Below are 12665 nucleotides of genomic sequence, written 5' to 3'. Positions count from 1 at the left end.
GTCGCCTCCCTCACCCTGCGTAGGCTGTCGTGCCATGAGTCTCGGGTACGTCCGCCCGGCGCGTCCGGAGGACGCCGCCGAGATCGCCCGCATCCAGCTCGCCACCTGGCGGGTCGCCTACCGGCGACTGCTGCCCAGGGAGGTGCTGGACGGCCTCGATGAGGCGTCGCTGGCCGAACGCTGGGACGCCTCGGTGCGCCAGCCGCCGAGCGACACCCACCGGGTGCTGGTCGCCGTCGAACAGGCCGAGCAATCGTATCTGGTGGGCTTCGCCGCCTCCGGTCCGGCCGACGCCGAGGCACTGGCCCCCAACGAACCGGCCAACGCGCTCGGCGCCGACGTGGTGGCGGTGACCGACCTGCTGGTCGAGCCCCGGTGGGGCCGGCGCGGGCACGGCTCCCGCCTGCTCGCCGCCAGCGTCGACCTGTGGCGGGAGTCCGGCTTCGACCGGGCGGTGGCGTGGGTGTTCGAGGGAGACCAGGCTTCCCGGAAGTTCCTCACCACCGCCGGCTGGGAGCCCGACGGCGCGGGACGCGCGCTGGACGTCGACGACATGCTGGTCCCCCAGCTGCGCCTGCACGTCGCCGTCCCCACCGAACCGCCCCAGGCCGGCTGACCGGCCCGTCCGGCCCGTCTCGGCCGCAACTCAGTCGAGCAGGGCGTCCAGGCCGAGGGTCAGGCCCGGGCGGTTCCGCACCGCGCGTACCGCGAGCAGCACGCCGGGCATGAACGAGACCCGGTCGTACGAGTCGTGCCGGATGGTCAGGGTCTCGCCGGTGGCGCCGAAGAGCACCTCCTGGTGGGCGACCAGCCCGGTGGCCCGCACGGCGTGCACGCGTACCCCGTCGACGTCGGCACCCCGGGCACCGGCGATCTCGTCCTTGGTGGCGTCCGGTGCCGGACCGAGGCCGGCCTCGGCGCGGGCCGCCGCGACCAGGCGCGCCGTGTGCATGGCGGTGCCGCTGGGCGCGTCGAGCTTGCGCGGATGGTGCTGCTCGATGATCTCGACCGACTCGAAGTAGCGGGCGGCGCGCGCGGCGAACTGCATCATCAGCACCGCACCGAGACCGAAGTTGGGGGCGATCACGACACCCACGTCGGGCCGGTCGGCCAGCCAGCCGCGTACCTTCTCGATCCGCTGCTCGGTGAAGCCACTGGTGCCGACCACCGCGTGGATGCCCTGGTCGATGCACCAGCGCAGGTTGTCCAGCACGACGTCGGGAGTGGTGAAGTCGACGAGCACCTCCGCCCCCGCCTCGGCGGCGTCGACCAGCCAGTCGTCCTGGTCGACGGTCGCCACCAGTTTCATGTCGGCGGCCGCCTCGACGGCCCGGCACACCTCGGCACCCATCCGGCCGCCGGCGCCCAGCACGCCGACCTTGATCGACTCGGGGTTGGCCTTCTCCTGCTCGTCAGTCACGCGGCACAACCTATCCCAATCAGGACGTGGACACCCCGGGGGTGCACCGCGCCCATCCGGTCGGCCGAAAGGGTCAGGCGCTGAAGTCCCGGCCGGCGAACGGGCCGACGACGGCGAGGGACATCGGCCGGTCCAGCAGCTCGGCGGCGAGGGCGTTGACATCGTCGAGAGTGACCGCGTCGACCCGGTCGAGCAGTTCGTTGACCGGCACCAGGTCTCCGTAGAGTAGTTCGCCCTTGGCCAGGCGGCTCATCCGGGAGCCGGTGTCCTCCAGGCCGAGCACGAACGAGCCCTTGCTCATCCCCTTGCCCCGGGCCAGCTCCGCCTCGGTGATGCCGTGCGCGGCGGTACGCGCCAACTCGGCCCGGGTCAGCTCCAGCACCTCGTCGACCCGTCCCGGGGCGCAGCCGGCGTAGACGCCGAACAGGCCGCTGTCGGCGTACTGGCTGGCATAGGAGTAGACGGAGTAGGCGAGGCCACGCCGCTCCCGGATCTCCTGGAAGAGCCGGCTGGACATGCCCCCGCCGAGCACGTTGTTCAGCACGCCGAGGGCGAAGCGGCGCTCGTCGAGCCGATCGATGCCCGGACAGCCCAGCATGATGTGCGCCTGCTCGGTCTCCTTCTCCTCCACCACCGTGGCGGCGGCCCGGGTGCGTACGCCCGGGGTGGCCGGCCGCTGCGGCGCGGGCGCCGCCGGATCGGTGTCCAGCGGAGTGCCCCGCAGCGCCTGGCGGACCAGCCGCACCACGGCGGCGTGGTCGAGGTTGCCGGCGGCGGCGATGACGATCTGGGGCGCGACGTAGCGTCGCCGGTAGAAGCTCTGGATCTGCCGCCGGGTCATCGGGGTGACGGTATCCGCGGTGCCGGAGATCAGCCGGCCCAACGGATGGTCACCGTAGACCGCCTGGGCGAACAGGTCGTGCACCTCGTCGCCGGGTTCGTCGTCGTGCATGGCGATCTCTTCGAGGATCACGCCACGCTCGGTCTCCACGTCCGCCGGCTCCAGCACCGAGTCGGCGACCAGGTCGCACATCACGTCGATGGCCAGGGGGAGGTCCTCGTCCAGCACCCGGGCGTAGTAGCAGGTGTACTCCTTCGTGGTGAAGGCGTTGGTCTCGCCGCCCACCGCCTCGATCGCCGAGGAGATCTCCATCGCGTTCCGCTTGTGGGTGCCCTTGAACAGCAGGTGTTCCAGGAAGTGGGCGGCACCGGCCTGCGGACCGGTCTCGTCCCGGGAGCCGACCGCCACCCAGACGCCGAACGAGACGCTGCGCATGGCCGGAATCGCCTCGGTCAGTACGCGCAGCCCGTTCGGCAGCACCGTGCGGCGTACCGTGCCGCCCAGCGGATCGTCGCTCAGGGTCCGGGTCACCGCCCGGGTCGACCCACCGGCGGCCCGAGCGGTCGCGGTGGTCGAACGACCGGCCCGCGGCGTCGGCCCCGGTCGAGCCCCGAGAAAAGACGAATGCCGGGTCCGGGTCACGGCCACCTGCTTCCAGTACGACGAGAGGGCGGATGAGTTGACGAACCGGCCGGGCGACGGTGTCGCCCGGCCGGTCAGCGGTTCACGTGTCAGCTGTGCCGGGTACGGCGTCGGGGACGGTTGTCGCCGCCACCCTCGCCACCTTCGCCACGCTCCGGGCCACGAGCGCCCCGGTCGCCACCGCGCTCGCGGTCGCCCCGGTCACGCGGACCCCGGTCGCCACCCCGGTCACGGCCGGCGGGCCGCTCCTCGCCGGCTGCGGCGGCCGGTGCCTCGGCGCCCTCCGGGCGGACCTTGTCCAGGTAGATCTTGCCGCGCTGGTCGATGTCGGCGATCTCGACCTCGACCCGGTCACCGACGTTGAGGAAGTCCTCAACCTTCTCGACCCGCTTGCCGTCGCCCACCTTGGAGATGTGCAGCAGGCCGTCGCGGCCCGGCAGCAGCGAGACGAACGCGCCGAACGGAGCGGTCTTCACCACCGTGCCGAGGAACCGGTCACCCATCTTGGGCAGGGTCGGGTTGGCGATCGCGTTGATCCGCTCGACCGCGGCCTGTGCCGACGGGCCGTTGGTCGCGCCGACGTAGATGGTGCCGTCGTCCTCGATGGAGATCTCGGCGCCGGTCTCGTCCTGGATGGCGTTGATGGTCTGACCCTTCGGGCCGATCACCATGCCGATCTTGTCGACCGGGATCTTGACCGTGGTGACCCGCGGCGCGTAGTCGGACATCTCGGCCGGTGCCTCGATCGCCCGCTGCATCACGTCGAGGATGGTCTGCCGCGCCTCGTGGGCCTGCTGGAGGGCGGCGGCCAGCACGTCGGACGGGATGCCGTCGAGCTTGGTGTCGAGCTGCAACGCGGTGACGAAGTCGCGGGTGCCGGCGACCTTGAAGTCCATGTCACCGAAGGCGTCCTCGGCACCGAGGATGTCGGTAAGCGTGACGTACTGGGTCTTGCCGTCGACCTCGTCGGAGATGAGGCCCATGGCGATGCCGGCGACCGGCGCCTTCAGCGGCACACCGGCGCTGAGCAGGCCCAGCGTCGAGGCGCAGACCGAGCCCATCGAGGTGGAGCCGTTGGAGCCGAGCGCCTCGGAGACCTGCCGGATGGCGTACGGGAACTCCTCCCGCGAGGGCAGCACCGGGATCAGCGCCCGCTCCGCGAGGGCACCGTGCCCGATCTCGCGGCGCTTCGGCGAGCCGACCCGGCCGGTCTCACCGGTGGAGTACGGCGGGAAGTTGTAGTTGTGCATGTAGCGCTTGGACTTCTCCGGGGAGAGGGTGTCCAGCGCCTGCTCCATACGCAGCATGTTGAGCGTGGTGACGCCGAGGATCTGGGTCTCGCCGCGCTCGAACAGCGCCGAGCCGTGCACCCGGGGCAGCACGCCCACCTCGGCGCTCAGCGGGCGGATGTCACGCGGACCCCGACCGTCGATGCGGACCTGCTCGCGCAGCACCCGGCTGCGTACCTCGGACTTGGTCAGCGAGCGGAAGGCAGCGGAGAGCTCCTTCTCCCGGCCCTCGAAGCGGGCGCCGAGTTCCTCGTGGACCCGCAGCTTGATCGCGTCCAGGGCCCCCTCGCGGTCGGCCTTGCCGGCGATCTGCAGGGCCTCGGCGACGTCGGCGCGGGCCAGTTCGGCGACCGCGTCGTACGCGTCGTCCTGGTAGTCCAGGAAGACCGGGAACTCCGCGACCGGCTTGGCGGCGACCTCGGCCAGCTCGCTCTGTGCCCGGCACAGCTCGCGGATGGCAGGCTTGGCGGCCTCCAGGCCGCTGGCCACGACCTCCTCGGTCGGTGCGGGCGCCCCGCCGGCGACCAGCTTCACGGTGTGCTCGGTGGCCTCCGCCTCGACCATCATGATCGCGACGTCGCCGTCGGGCAGGGACCGGCCGGCCACCACCATGTCGAAGGTGGCCCGGGCCAGCTCCTCGTGGGTCGGGAAGGCGACCCACTGGCCGTCCACGTGGGCCATCCGGGTGGCCCCGATCGGGCCGGAGAACGGCAGGCCGGACAGCTTGGTCGACATCGACGCGGCGTTGATCGCGACCACGTCGTACGGGTGCTGCGGGTCGAGCGCGAGGATCGTCTCGACGACCTGGACCTCGTTGCGCAGGCCCTTGACGAACGACGGGCGCAGCGGCCGGTCGATCAGTCGGCAGGTGAGGATGGCGTCCTCGCTGGGCCGACCCTCGCGGCGGAAGAACGAGCCGGGGATGCGGCCCGCGGCGTACATCCGCTCCTCGACGTCGACAGTCAGCGGGAAGAAGTCGAACTGCTCCTTCGGCTGCTTACCGGCGGTGGTGGCGGAGAGGACGACCGTCTCGCCGAGCTGGGCCGTGACGGACCCGGCGGCCTGTCGGGCCAGTCGGCCGGTCGAGAAGGTGATCTCACGGGTGCCGAACGACCCGTTGTCGATCACGGCGGTGCGGGTTTCGGTGCCGAGTTTGGTCTCGGTCATGCTGCTTCAATGCTCCTTCGCATCGGGGGCCACGACGCGGGAGCGGTGCGGACGGCCGGTCTTCGATCGAAGCGCCCGGGACCACCGGCGGGATGCCAGGGTGCCCGGAGGCCACTACCGGAGACCGGTACGCCGACGCTCCCTTGTCTGGGTGGTCGTGGCCCGTTTCTCGGTTGGGACGCCGACGGGGGAGTGACCTGGTGGGCCACTCCCCCGTCACGTCACCGGCGCAGGCCGAGCCGCTCGATGAGCGACCGGTAGCGGTTGATGTCCTTCTTCTGAACGTAGTTGAGCAACCGGCGGCGACGGCCGACCAGCAGCAGCAGCCCACGGCGGCTGTGGTGGTCGTGCTTGTGCACCTTCAGGTGCTCGGTGAGATCGGCGATCCGCTTGGTGAGGACCGCGACCTGCACCTCGGGCGACCCGGTGTCACCCTCGGCGGTCGCGTACTCCTCGCGGATCTTGGCCTTTGCCTGCTGGTCGAGCGCCATGTTCTCCCTGTTCTGGTGGGTTGTCTCGATGCGGTCCGTCGGGCCGGGCTACGGCACCGGTGACGGACGGTCCTCGCACCCGCGGCGTCGAGCAGGCAGGCGAGGCCCCACGTCGGTCAGCCGACGTCTCAGCCAGCCTACCAGCACCCACCCGACCGGGCCGGTCAAGGGCCACGGGCGGGTCGGTGACGGGTCAGCCCAGCACCCGGCGGGTCCGCTCGACGTCCTGGGCGATCTGGGCGATCAGCGGCTCGATCGAATCGAAGCGGGTCTGCCCGCGCAGATGCGCCACGAAATCCAGCGCCAGCCGCTCGCCGTAGAGGTCGCCGTCGAAGTCCAGCACGTACGCCTCGACTCGGCGCTCCCGGCCGGAGAAGGTCGGGTTCGTACCGATCGACACGGCGGCGGCGAGCGGCTGCCGCCGACCCCGACGGATCATCCGGGCGGCGTAGACGCCGTCGGCCGGGACCGCCGCGTGCCGGTGACAGAGCAGGTTCGCGGTCGGATAGCCGAGTTCCCGCCCACGCTGGTCACCGCGGACCACCACACCCTCCAGCCGGTGGGGGCGGCCCAGCGCGTCGGCCGCCGCGGTCACGTCGCCCGCGTCGACGCAGGATCTGATGTACGTCGAGGAGAAGACCGTGCCGGCCGCGGCGACCAGCGGAGCTCCCTCGACGGCGAAGCCGAAGGTGCGACCGAGCCGCTCCAGCAACGCCACGTCACCGGCGGCCCGGTGGCCGAACCGGAAGTTCTCGCCCACCACCACGAGCGCGGCGTGCAGGTGCTCGACCAGCACGTCGTGCACGAACGCCTCGGCCGACAACCGGGAGACCTCGGGCGTGAACGGGATCACACAGAGCACGTCCGCCCCGAGGGCCTCGATCAGCTCCGCCTTGCGGGACGGCTCGGTCAGCACGGCCGGATGGGAACCCGGCCGCACGACCTCGGCCGGGTGCGGGTCGAAGGTGACCACCACCGACTGCACGCCGAGTTCACGGGCGCGGTCCACGGCATGCCCGATGGTCGCCTGATGCCCCTTGTGCACACCGTCGAAGACGCCGATGGTGACGACCGACCGTCCCCAGCCACCGGGCGCCGCGTCGTACCCCCGCCACCGCTGCATGCTGCTCCTCCGCTGTCGTTGGCCCCGACCCTCGGCGGTCGGCCGTCGGGCACCCGGCGTCAGGCCGGGGCGAGCACGATCTCCGCGCGGGCCCGGCCGGCCCGCTCGCTGACGATAGCGATCAGCCCACCGGCCGGATCGAAGACCGCGTACGGCCCGGTGTGGCCGACGGGGTCGAGCGGACCGCCGTGGGAGAGCACCTTCGCCTCCTCGGCGGTGGCGTCCCGGCGGGGAAAGAACCGGTCGGCGGCGGCGGCGAGCGGCAGCCCCACCACGTCCGGCGCCCGACGCTCCAGCTCGTCGAGGGTGACGGCCTCCGCCAGGGTGAACCCACCCACGGCGGTACGACGCAGCGCGGTCAGGTGGCCGCCGACCCCGAGCGCCAGGCCCGCGTCGCGGGCGATCGCCCGGATGTACGTCCCGGTCGAGCAGGCCACATCGACGTCGACGTCGACCACGTCGGGCCGATCACGTCGGATCGCCAGCACGTCGAGCCGGGAGACGGTGACCCGCCGGGCCGGCAGGTCGACGCTCTCGCCCTCACGGACCCGCTTGTACGCCCGCTGCCCGTTGATCTTGATGGCGCTCACCGCGCTCGGCACCTGGTCGATCTCCCCGGTCATCCCGGCCAGCACGCCCCGAACCGCCTCGTCGGTGAGCATTCCGGCGGGCGTGGTGGCGATCACGTCGCCCTCCGCGTCGTCGGTGACCGTGGCCTGGCCCAGCCGGATGGTCGCCGCGTAGCTCTTGTCCGCACCGATCACGTAGGTCAGCAGCCTGGTGGCCCGGCCCACCCCGATCACCAGCACCCCGGTGGCCATCGGATCGAGCGTGCCACCGTGACCGACGCGCCGGGTCCGAGCCAGCCGGCGGATCCGGGCGACCACGTCGTGCGAGGTCATGCCGCCGGACTTGTCCACCACGATCAGGCCGTCTGTGCTCACGACGTGCAAGCCTGCCAGATCGGCGCGCCGGCCCGAGCACCGGACAGCCGCCGGAAAACCGGATGTTCGGGCTTGGACTCCCCTGACACGATGGGCCCATCGGCGACGGTGAGTGCCGCGCCGGCAGGCCACGGGGAGACCGAGATGACCACGGACCGCGGTCCCGATCGAACGCGCCGGCCCGAAGAAGGGGTCCGCATGCGTACGCCCGATCAGCCCAGCCCGTTGCCGGACTGGATGCTGAATCCACCACCGGCGAGGCGCACGCTGGGCACCCGCCTCGCCGAGGGCGTGGCCGCGCTGCCCGGTGCCGGGGCCCTGCGGCGCCGCTGGTGGGCCTGGCAGCGACGGCAGCCCCTGCGTCAGCGCTACCCCAACACCATGAAGATCTTCGCCCTGCTCGTCTCCTTCGTGGCGAGCCTGGCGCTGGTGCTCGTCATCTACGCGCTCTACGGCCAGGTCCTATCAGGCGGGTAGACGCTCCTCGCCGATGACCGCCCAGGCACCGCTGCGCAATCGCAGCAACAACCCGATCAGGCGGATCACGGTGAACAGCATCAGCCCGGCCCAGATGCCACCGAGGCCCAGATCGAGGGCGTACGCCAGCCAGATCGCCGGCAGGAATCCGCCGAGCGCACCGGCCACGGTGAGGTTGCGCAGATAGCGGATGTCACCCGCGCCGATCAGCACGCCGTCGAGGGCGAACACCACGCCGGCCAGCGGCAGCATCGCGGCGAACCAGGGCCAGGCCACCAGCGCCTGCTCGTGGACCGCGCGATCGGGGGTGAACCAGGTAGGCACCACGCCGGCACCGGCCGCCGCGAGCACCGCGAACGCCGTACCGCAGATCGCGCCCAGCCGGCCGATCCGGCGGGCCAGCGCCCGGGCCGTCGCGTCGTCACCACCGCCGAGCGCCGCCCCGACCAGCGCCTGCGCGGCGATGGCCAGCGCATCGAGCACCAGCGCCGCGAAGAACCAGAGCTGTACGGCGATCTGGTGGGCACCGACCGTGGCGGCACCGAACCGGGCGGCCACGGCCGTGGCGGACAGGAAGCTGGCCTGGAAGGCCACCCCGCGGATCAGCAGGTCCCGGCTGAGCACCAGTTGCTGGCCGATGATCCGGGGACGCGGGCGCAGCGCCACCCGCTCGGCCACCAGGGCGGCGGCGAAGAGAGCCCCGGAGAGGGTCTGCGCGATCACGTTCGCCACCGCCGAGCCGATCAGCCCCAGGCCCACCGGGTAGACCAGCACCGGACAGAGCACCGCGGAGAGCACATTGGGGCCGACCACGAAGAGCAGCGGCCGGCGGGTGTCCTGCACACCCCGCAGCCAGCCGTTGCCGGCGGCGGCGAGCAGCAGCCCGGGTGCGCCGAACGCGGCGATGCGCAGCCACTCGGCGGCGGCCACGGCCACGTCACCACCACCGGCCAGCGCGCCGGCCAGGGCACCACCGCCGAACTGCATGCCGACGACGACCGCCAGGCCCACGCCAAGGGCCGACCAGGAGGCCTGGACCCCCTCGGCCACCGCCGCGGCGCGGTCCCCGGCACCGAACCGGCGGGCCGCGCGGCCGGTCGTGCCGTACGCGACCACGGTCCCCAGCCAGGCGGTGAGGGTCATCACGGTGCCGCCCACGGCCACCGCCGCCAGCGGCACCCGACCCAGGTGGCCGACAACCGCGGTGTCGACGAGCACGTAGAGCGGCTCGGCGGCGAGCACCACGAGGGCGGGCAGGGCGAGCGCGGCGATTCGGCGCGGCGACGCGACCCGGTCGGTGGCAATGGTCGGCTGGCTCATCGCCGCCGATGGTGGCACGTGAGAAGTAAGGGGAGCAAGCTGGCGCACCACTTACCCCTGGTGACCGTCACCGGGGGATGGCGCCGGTCCAGCCCGACGACTCGGAAGCACGAGCGGACCGGCGATGACGCCGTACGCGTCGGCGGCCGGCGTCACCGCCGGTCGAACACCGTCACTGACGGGTGTCCATGGAGGTCTGCAGGGCGCGACGGGCCTGCTCACGGGCCTCGTCAGTGGTCTCGGGCTTGGGCTTGGCGGCCATGGTGAACCCCTTCCAGGGCACGCGTCACCGAGCGCGGCGGCGCGTCACGGGCGGTGCTACGACTGTCGCCCGAGAGCCGGTACCGGGGTCGCCGGAGCGGCGGATGGGCGGCCTGATGGCCCGGGTCGGTCAACCCTGAAGTGGAGCGGCACCGGGTATGGCTCCGCCCCTGACCTGCGCCGGAAAGCGACGCCAGCCGTTTCCCAAGTTATCGTTCAGGTCCACATGGTGCGCGCTGTTCCCGCAATCTGGACAGGTCGAGTCCCCGTCAACGAGCCAGGAAGTGCCAGCCGATCCACCACCAGAAGCCGAACAGCCCGATCCGGCCCACCGGTACCGGACCGACCTCGTACCGCATGACGTACGCGCAGAGTTCGCCGAGGGTCGGAATCTTCGAGCCCTCCCGCCGGGCCAGCCACTCGACCAGCCCGAACAGCGCCATCCCGAGCAGAAAACCGCCGATCGCCAGGGTCCGCATCATCGCCGCACCAGCCCCCAGAACGCCGACAGCCACACCAACCAGGCCGCCGAACGGACCAGGCGGTCCTCCAGCAGCGGATCGGCCAGCAGGGAGAAGGTGGGGAAGTCGTCACCGGCCGCCGCGATGAAGGTGACCCCCTCGAAGATCCCGAAGACCACCACCGGCAGCGCCCACCAGACCGCGCCGGGTGGCAACCGCTCGGGCGCCGGACGGGCCTGCACCCGCTTGGTCAGGCCGAGCCAGATCAGCACCCCGCCGGCACCGAAGACATAGACGTTCGCCTCGGTTGAGAAGGACGAGAAGCGGCCGCCCACCAGGGAGAGAGCGACCAACACCGGTACGCAGACGACCGGCCGCTCCCAGGTGCGAGGGGCGTCGACGGTGAGATCGTGGGGCTGCTCCATCATCCGATTCTCCCCGCCCTGTCCAGGTGCCGAAGCGCCGACGCCCCGGAGCTGACCCTGAAATCACCCCTGCTGGTCGGTGCCGCTCCTCGGGGCGTACGCCCGCAACTGGCTCCTGATCTGCTCGATGACCTCGTCCACGGTGCCACGACCGGTGAAACCGGCGGCCAGCCGATGCCCACCACCGCCCAGCGCAACGGCTACCCGACTCACGTCCGTCGCACCCTTGCTGCGCAGGGAGACCGCCCAGACGGCCGGCCCGGTCTGCTTGATCACACAGCTCACGTCGGCCTCCGCGGTGCAGCGCACCGGGTCGATAAGCGCCTCCAGCACGTATGGCCGCTGCTCGTGGCGGGCCAGGTCGTCCAGGGTCGCGTACGTCCAGACCAGGCCCTGCCCACCGGCCTCACCGGGCTCCAGCCGGGCTCGCCCGAGCACCTCACCGAAGAGTCGTACCGCGCCGAACGGCCGGCTGTCGAACACCCGCCGCGAGATGTCACCCGGACGGATCCCGGTCGCCAACAGCCGGGCTGCCATCTCGTGCACCGCCGGGGTAGTCGCGTCGAACCGGAACGATCCGGTGTCGGTACTCAGCGCCACGTACAGACATTCGGCGATGTCGGCGTCCAGCGACACGCCGAGGCGGTCCAGTAGCTGCTCGGCGAGCACGGAGGTCGCCGCCGCCGCCGGGTCGACCAGGTTCACGTCGCCGAAGCCGCAGTTCGAGGCGTGATGGTCGAGCACCAGCGCGGTGCCCTTTCCGGTCAACCGGTCGGCCAGCTCGCCGAGCCGCGACTCACTCGCCGCATCGAAACAGATGACCAGGTCCGGCTCGGGTTCCACCTCGGCCTCGGGCACCAGCAGTTCCAGACCGGGCAGACCGGACAGCGGCTCGGGCACCTCCGGCGGGCCGGGGAAGGTGGCCTGCAACCGGCGTACGCCGAGTCGCCGCAGCCCGAGCGCGAAGCCGAGCATGCTGCCCAGCGCGTCGCCGTCCGGGTTGACGTGGCAGATCAGCAGCACCCGACCGTCGGCGGGCAGTTGGCGGATCGCCGCCACCGCGGCGGCCCAGTCGGCCTCGGTCGGCCCGACGGGGGCCGGCGCGGAGAGACTAGGCCCGGCCGACTCACCCGGGCCGTGCCGACCGGTGGCGGGCGTCGACGGGGCCGGCTGACCGTCGGCGGCCGCACCGACCCGGCCGGGGCCGGGCTGACGCCGCACGACGGGATCCGGCTCGGTCACGGCACCACCGGAGGCGGTCACCGACGATCCCCGCCCCGGGCATCGTCGGCGGTGCCGTCGGGCTCGTCCTCGTCGTCGGCGCCGCCCTCGTCATCGTCCTCGTCGAGGCGGTACGGCTGTGCCTCACCGGCGTACTCTGCCCTCGCCGCCAGGCGCTGCACCTCGGCGTCCGCGTTGCGGGCCGCGGCGAGCAGGTCGTCGATGTGCTTGACCTGATCCTGGACGTCGTCCAGAACGAAGGTCAGCGTCGGCGAGTGACGCAGCCCGAGCGCCTTGCCGACCGTGCTGCGCAGCATGCCCTTGGCGCTGTCCAGCGCGGCGGCGGTGCCCGCCTGGGCCGCCGCGTCGCCGAGCACGGTGTAGAAGACCGTGGCGTCCCGCAGGTCGGCGGTGATCCGGGCGTCAGTGATGGTGATCATGCCGAGTCGGGGATCCTTGATCTGACTCCGCACCACCGACGCGACCAGTTCGCGCACCCGCTCCGCGTGCCGGCGTACCTTGGCCGCATCCGTCATCTCCGCCACCTCCACGGCGTCCCGCTACCGGCCGGGGCCGGTGACGC

Annotated in this window: 13 protein-coding genes; 2 read left to right on the top strand and 11 right to left on the bottom strand. The window is 72.2% G+C overall.

The features are described from left to right. Window positions 1-34: 34 nt before the first annotated feature. Window positions 35-616 carry a GNAT family N-acetyltransferase gene (locus tag KBX50_RS12845; protein WP_210937257.1) on the top strand — a complete coding sequence of 194 codons (582 nt, stop codon included), beginning with the start codon at window positions 35-37 and terminating at the stop codon, window positions 614-616. A 30-nt stretch (window positions 617-646) separates the two neighbouring features. Here the strand turns inward: KBX50_RS12845 and dapB are convergent, their stop codons facing one another. The 6 genes from dapB to truB all read right to left on the bottom strand — a co-directional run bounded on the left by dapB (window position 647) and on the right by truB (window position 7917). Continuing rightward, complete coding sequence (dapB, locus tag KBX50_RS12840) at window positions 647-1420, bottom strand: 4-hydroxy-tetrahydrodipicolinate reductase (RefSeq protein ID WP_210937256.1); 774 nt, start codon at window positions 1418-1420, stop codon at window positions 647-649. A gap of 73 nt (window positions 1421-1493) precedes the next feature. Further along, window positions 1494-2792: a pitrilysin family protein gene (locus tag KBX50_RS12835; protein WP_307870940.1), complete on the bottom strand. Its 1299-nt coding sequence runs from the start codon at window positions 2790-2792 to the stop codon at window positions 1494-1496. Between the two features lie 200 nt (window positions 2793-2992). Next, on the bottom strand, window positions 2993-5359 hold the full coding sequence (locus KBX50_RS12830; protein ID WP_210937254.1) for a polyribonucleotide nucleotidyltransferase: 2367 nt from the start codon (window positions 5357-5359) through the stop codon (window positions 2993-2995). Between the two features lie 221 nt (window positions 5360-5580). After that, window positions 5581-5850 (bottom strand): 30S ribosomal protein S15, encoded by a 270-nt coding sequence (gene rpsO / locus KBX50_RS12825; RefSeq protein WP_013732184.1) that lies wholly within the window; start codon window positions 5848-5850, stop codon window positions 5581-5583. Window positions 5851-6043: 193 nt separating this feature from the next. After that, the gene (locus KBX50_RS12820) at window positions 6044-6973 is read right to left on the bottom strand and encodes a bifunctional riboflavin kinase/FAD synthetase (protein ID WP_210937253.1); all 930 of its coding nucleotides are present in this window, start codon (window positions 6971-6973) and stop codon (window positions 6044-6046) included. Between the two features lie 59 nt (window positions 6974-7032). Next, a complete protein-coding gene (gene truB, locus KBX50_RS12815) occupies window positions 7033-7917 on the bottom strand; it encodes a tRNA pseudouridine(55) synthase TruB (RefSeq protein WP_210937252.1) in 885 nt (294 codons plus the stop codon). Between the two features lie 198 nt (window positions 7918-8115). On the opposite strand from truB, the gene KBX50_RS12810 reads away from it, so the two are divergent. Beyond that, window positions 8116-8394, top strand: a complete 279-nt coding sequence (locus KBX50_RS12810; protein WP_247673598.1) for a hypothetical protein — start codon at window positions 8116-8118, stop codon at window positions 8392-8394. On the opposite strand, the gene KBX50_RS12805 is transcribed toward KBX50_RS12810, so the two are convergent. From KBX50_RS12805 to rbfA, 5 genes are all read right to left on the bottom strand, one after another. Further along, entirely contained in the window at window positions 8383-9714 is a 1332-nt protein-coding gene (locus KBX50_RS12805; RefSeq protein ID WP_210937250.1) for an MATE family efflux transporter, read from the bottom strand. The genes KBX50_RS12810 and KBX50_RS12805 overlap by 12 nt on opposite strands. A gap of 530 nt (window positions 9715-10244) precedes the next feature. After that, a complete protein-coding gene (locus KBX50_RS12800) occupies window positions 10245-10454 on the bottom strand; it encodes a DUF6186 family protein (RefSeq protein WP_210937379.1) in 210 nt (69 codons plus the stop codon). After that, a complete protein-coding gene (locus KBX50_RS12795) occupies window positions 10454-10861 on the bottom strand; it encodes a hypothetical protein (protein ID WP_210937380.1) in 408 nt (135 codons plus the stop codon). Before KBX50_RS12795 ends, KBX50_RS12800 begins: the two co-directional genes overlap by 1 nt. A gap of 63 nt (window positions 10862-10924) precedes the next feature. Further along, window positions 10925-11920, bottom strand: coding sequence for a bifunctional oligoribonuclease/PAP phosphatase NrnA (locus tag KBX50_RS12790; protein ID WP_307870947.1), 996 nt, complete (start codon window positions 11918-11920; stop codon window positions 10925-10927). 200 nt (window positions 11921-12120) lie between these two features. After that, on the bottom strand, window positions 12121-12618 hold the full coding sequence (gene rbfA, locus KBX50_RS12785) for a 30S ribosome-binding factor RbfA (RefSeq protein WP_093402020.1): 498 nt from the start codon (window positions 12616-12618) through the stop codon (window positions 12121-12123). Window positions 12619-12665 lie beyond the last annotated feature (47 nt).

The sequence above is a fragment of the Micromonospora sp. C51 genome (assembly GCF_018070435.1).
GTDB lineage: Bacteria > Actinomycetota > Actinomycetes > Mycobacteriales > Micromonosporaceae > Micromonospora > Micromonospora sediminimaris.
This window is presented reverse-complemented; position numbering and strand designations above follow the sequence as displayed.

What these genes read in the sequence shown, in the direction of transcription:
- rpsO (WP_013732184.1), bottom strand. Translation starts at nt 5,850, where the DNA reads ATGGCGCTCGACCAGCAGGCAAAGGCCAAGATCCGCGAGGAGTACGCG.
- KBX50_RS12830 (WP_210937254.1), bottom strand. Translation starts at nt 5,359, where the DNA reads ATGACCGAGACCAAACTCGGCACCGAAACCCGCACCGCCGTGATCGAC.
- KBX50_RS12845 (WP_210937257.1), top strand. Translation starts at nt 35, where the DNA reads ATGAGTCTCGGGTACGTCCGCCCGGCGCGTCCGGAGGACGCCGCCGAG.
- KBX50_RS12810 (WP_247673598.1), top strand. Translation starts at nt 8,116, where the DNA reads ATGCGTACGCCCGATCAGCCCAGCCCGTTGCCGGACTGGATGCTGAAT.
- KBX50_RS12805 (WP_210937250.1), bottom strand. Translation starts at nt 9,714, where the DNA reads ATGAGCCAGCCGACCATTGCCACCGACCGGGTCGCGTCGCCGCGCCGA.
- rbfA (WP_093402020.1), bottom strand. Translation starts at nt 12,618, where the DNA reads ATGACGGATGCGGCCAAGGTACGCCGGCACGCGGAGCGGGTGCGCGAA.
- KBX50_RS12795 (WP_210937380.1), bottom strand. Translation starts at nt 10,861, where the DNA reads ATGGAGCAGCCCCACGATCTCACCGTCGACGCCCCTCGCACCTGGGAG.
- KBX50_RS12820 (WP_210937253.1), bottom strand. Translation starts at nt 6,973, where the DNA reads ATGCAGCGGTGGCGGGGGTACGACGCGGCGCCCGGTGGCTGGGGACGG.
- KBX50_RS12800 (WP_210937379.1), bottom strand. Translation starts at nt 10,454, where the DNA reads ATGCGGACCCTGGCGATCGGCGGTTTTCTGCTCGGGATGGCGCTGTTC.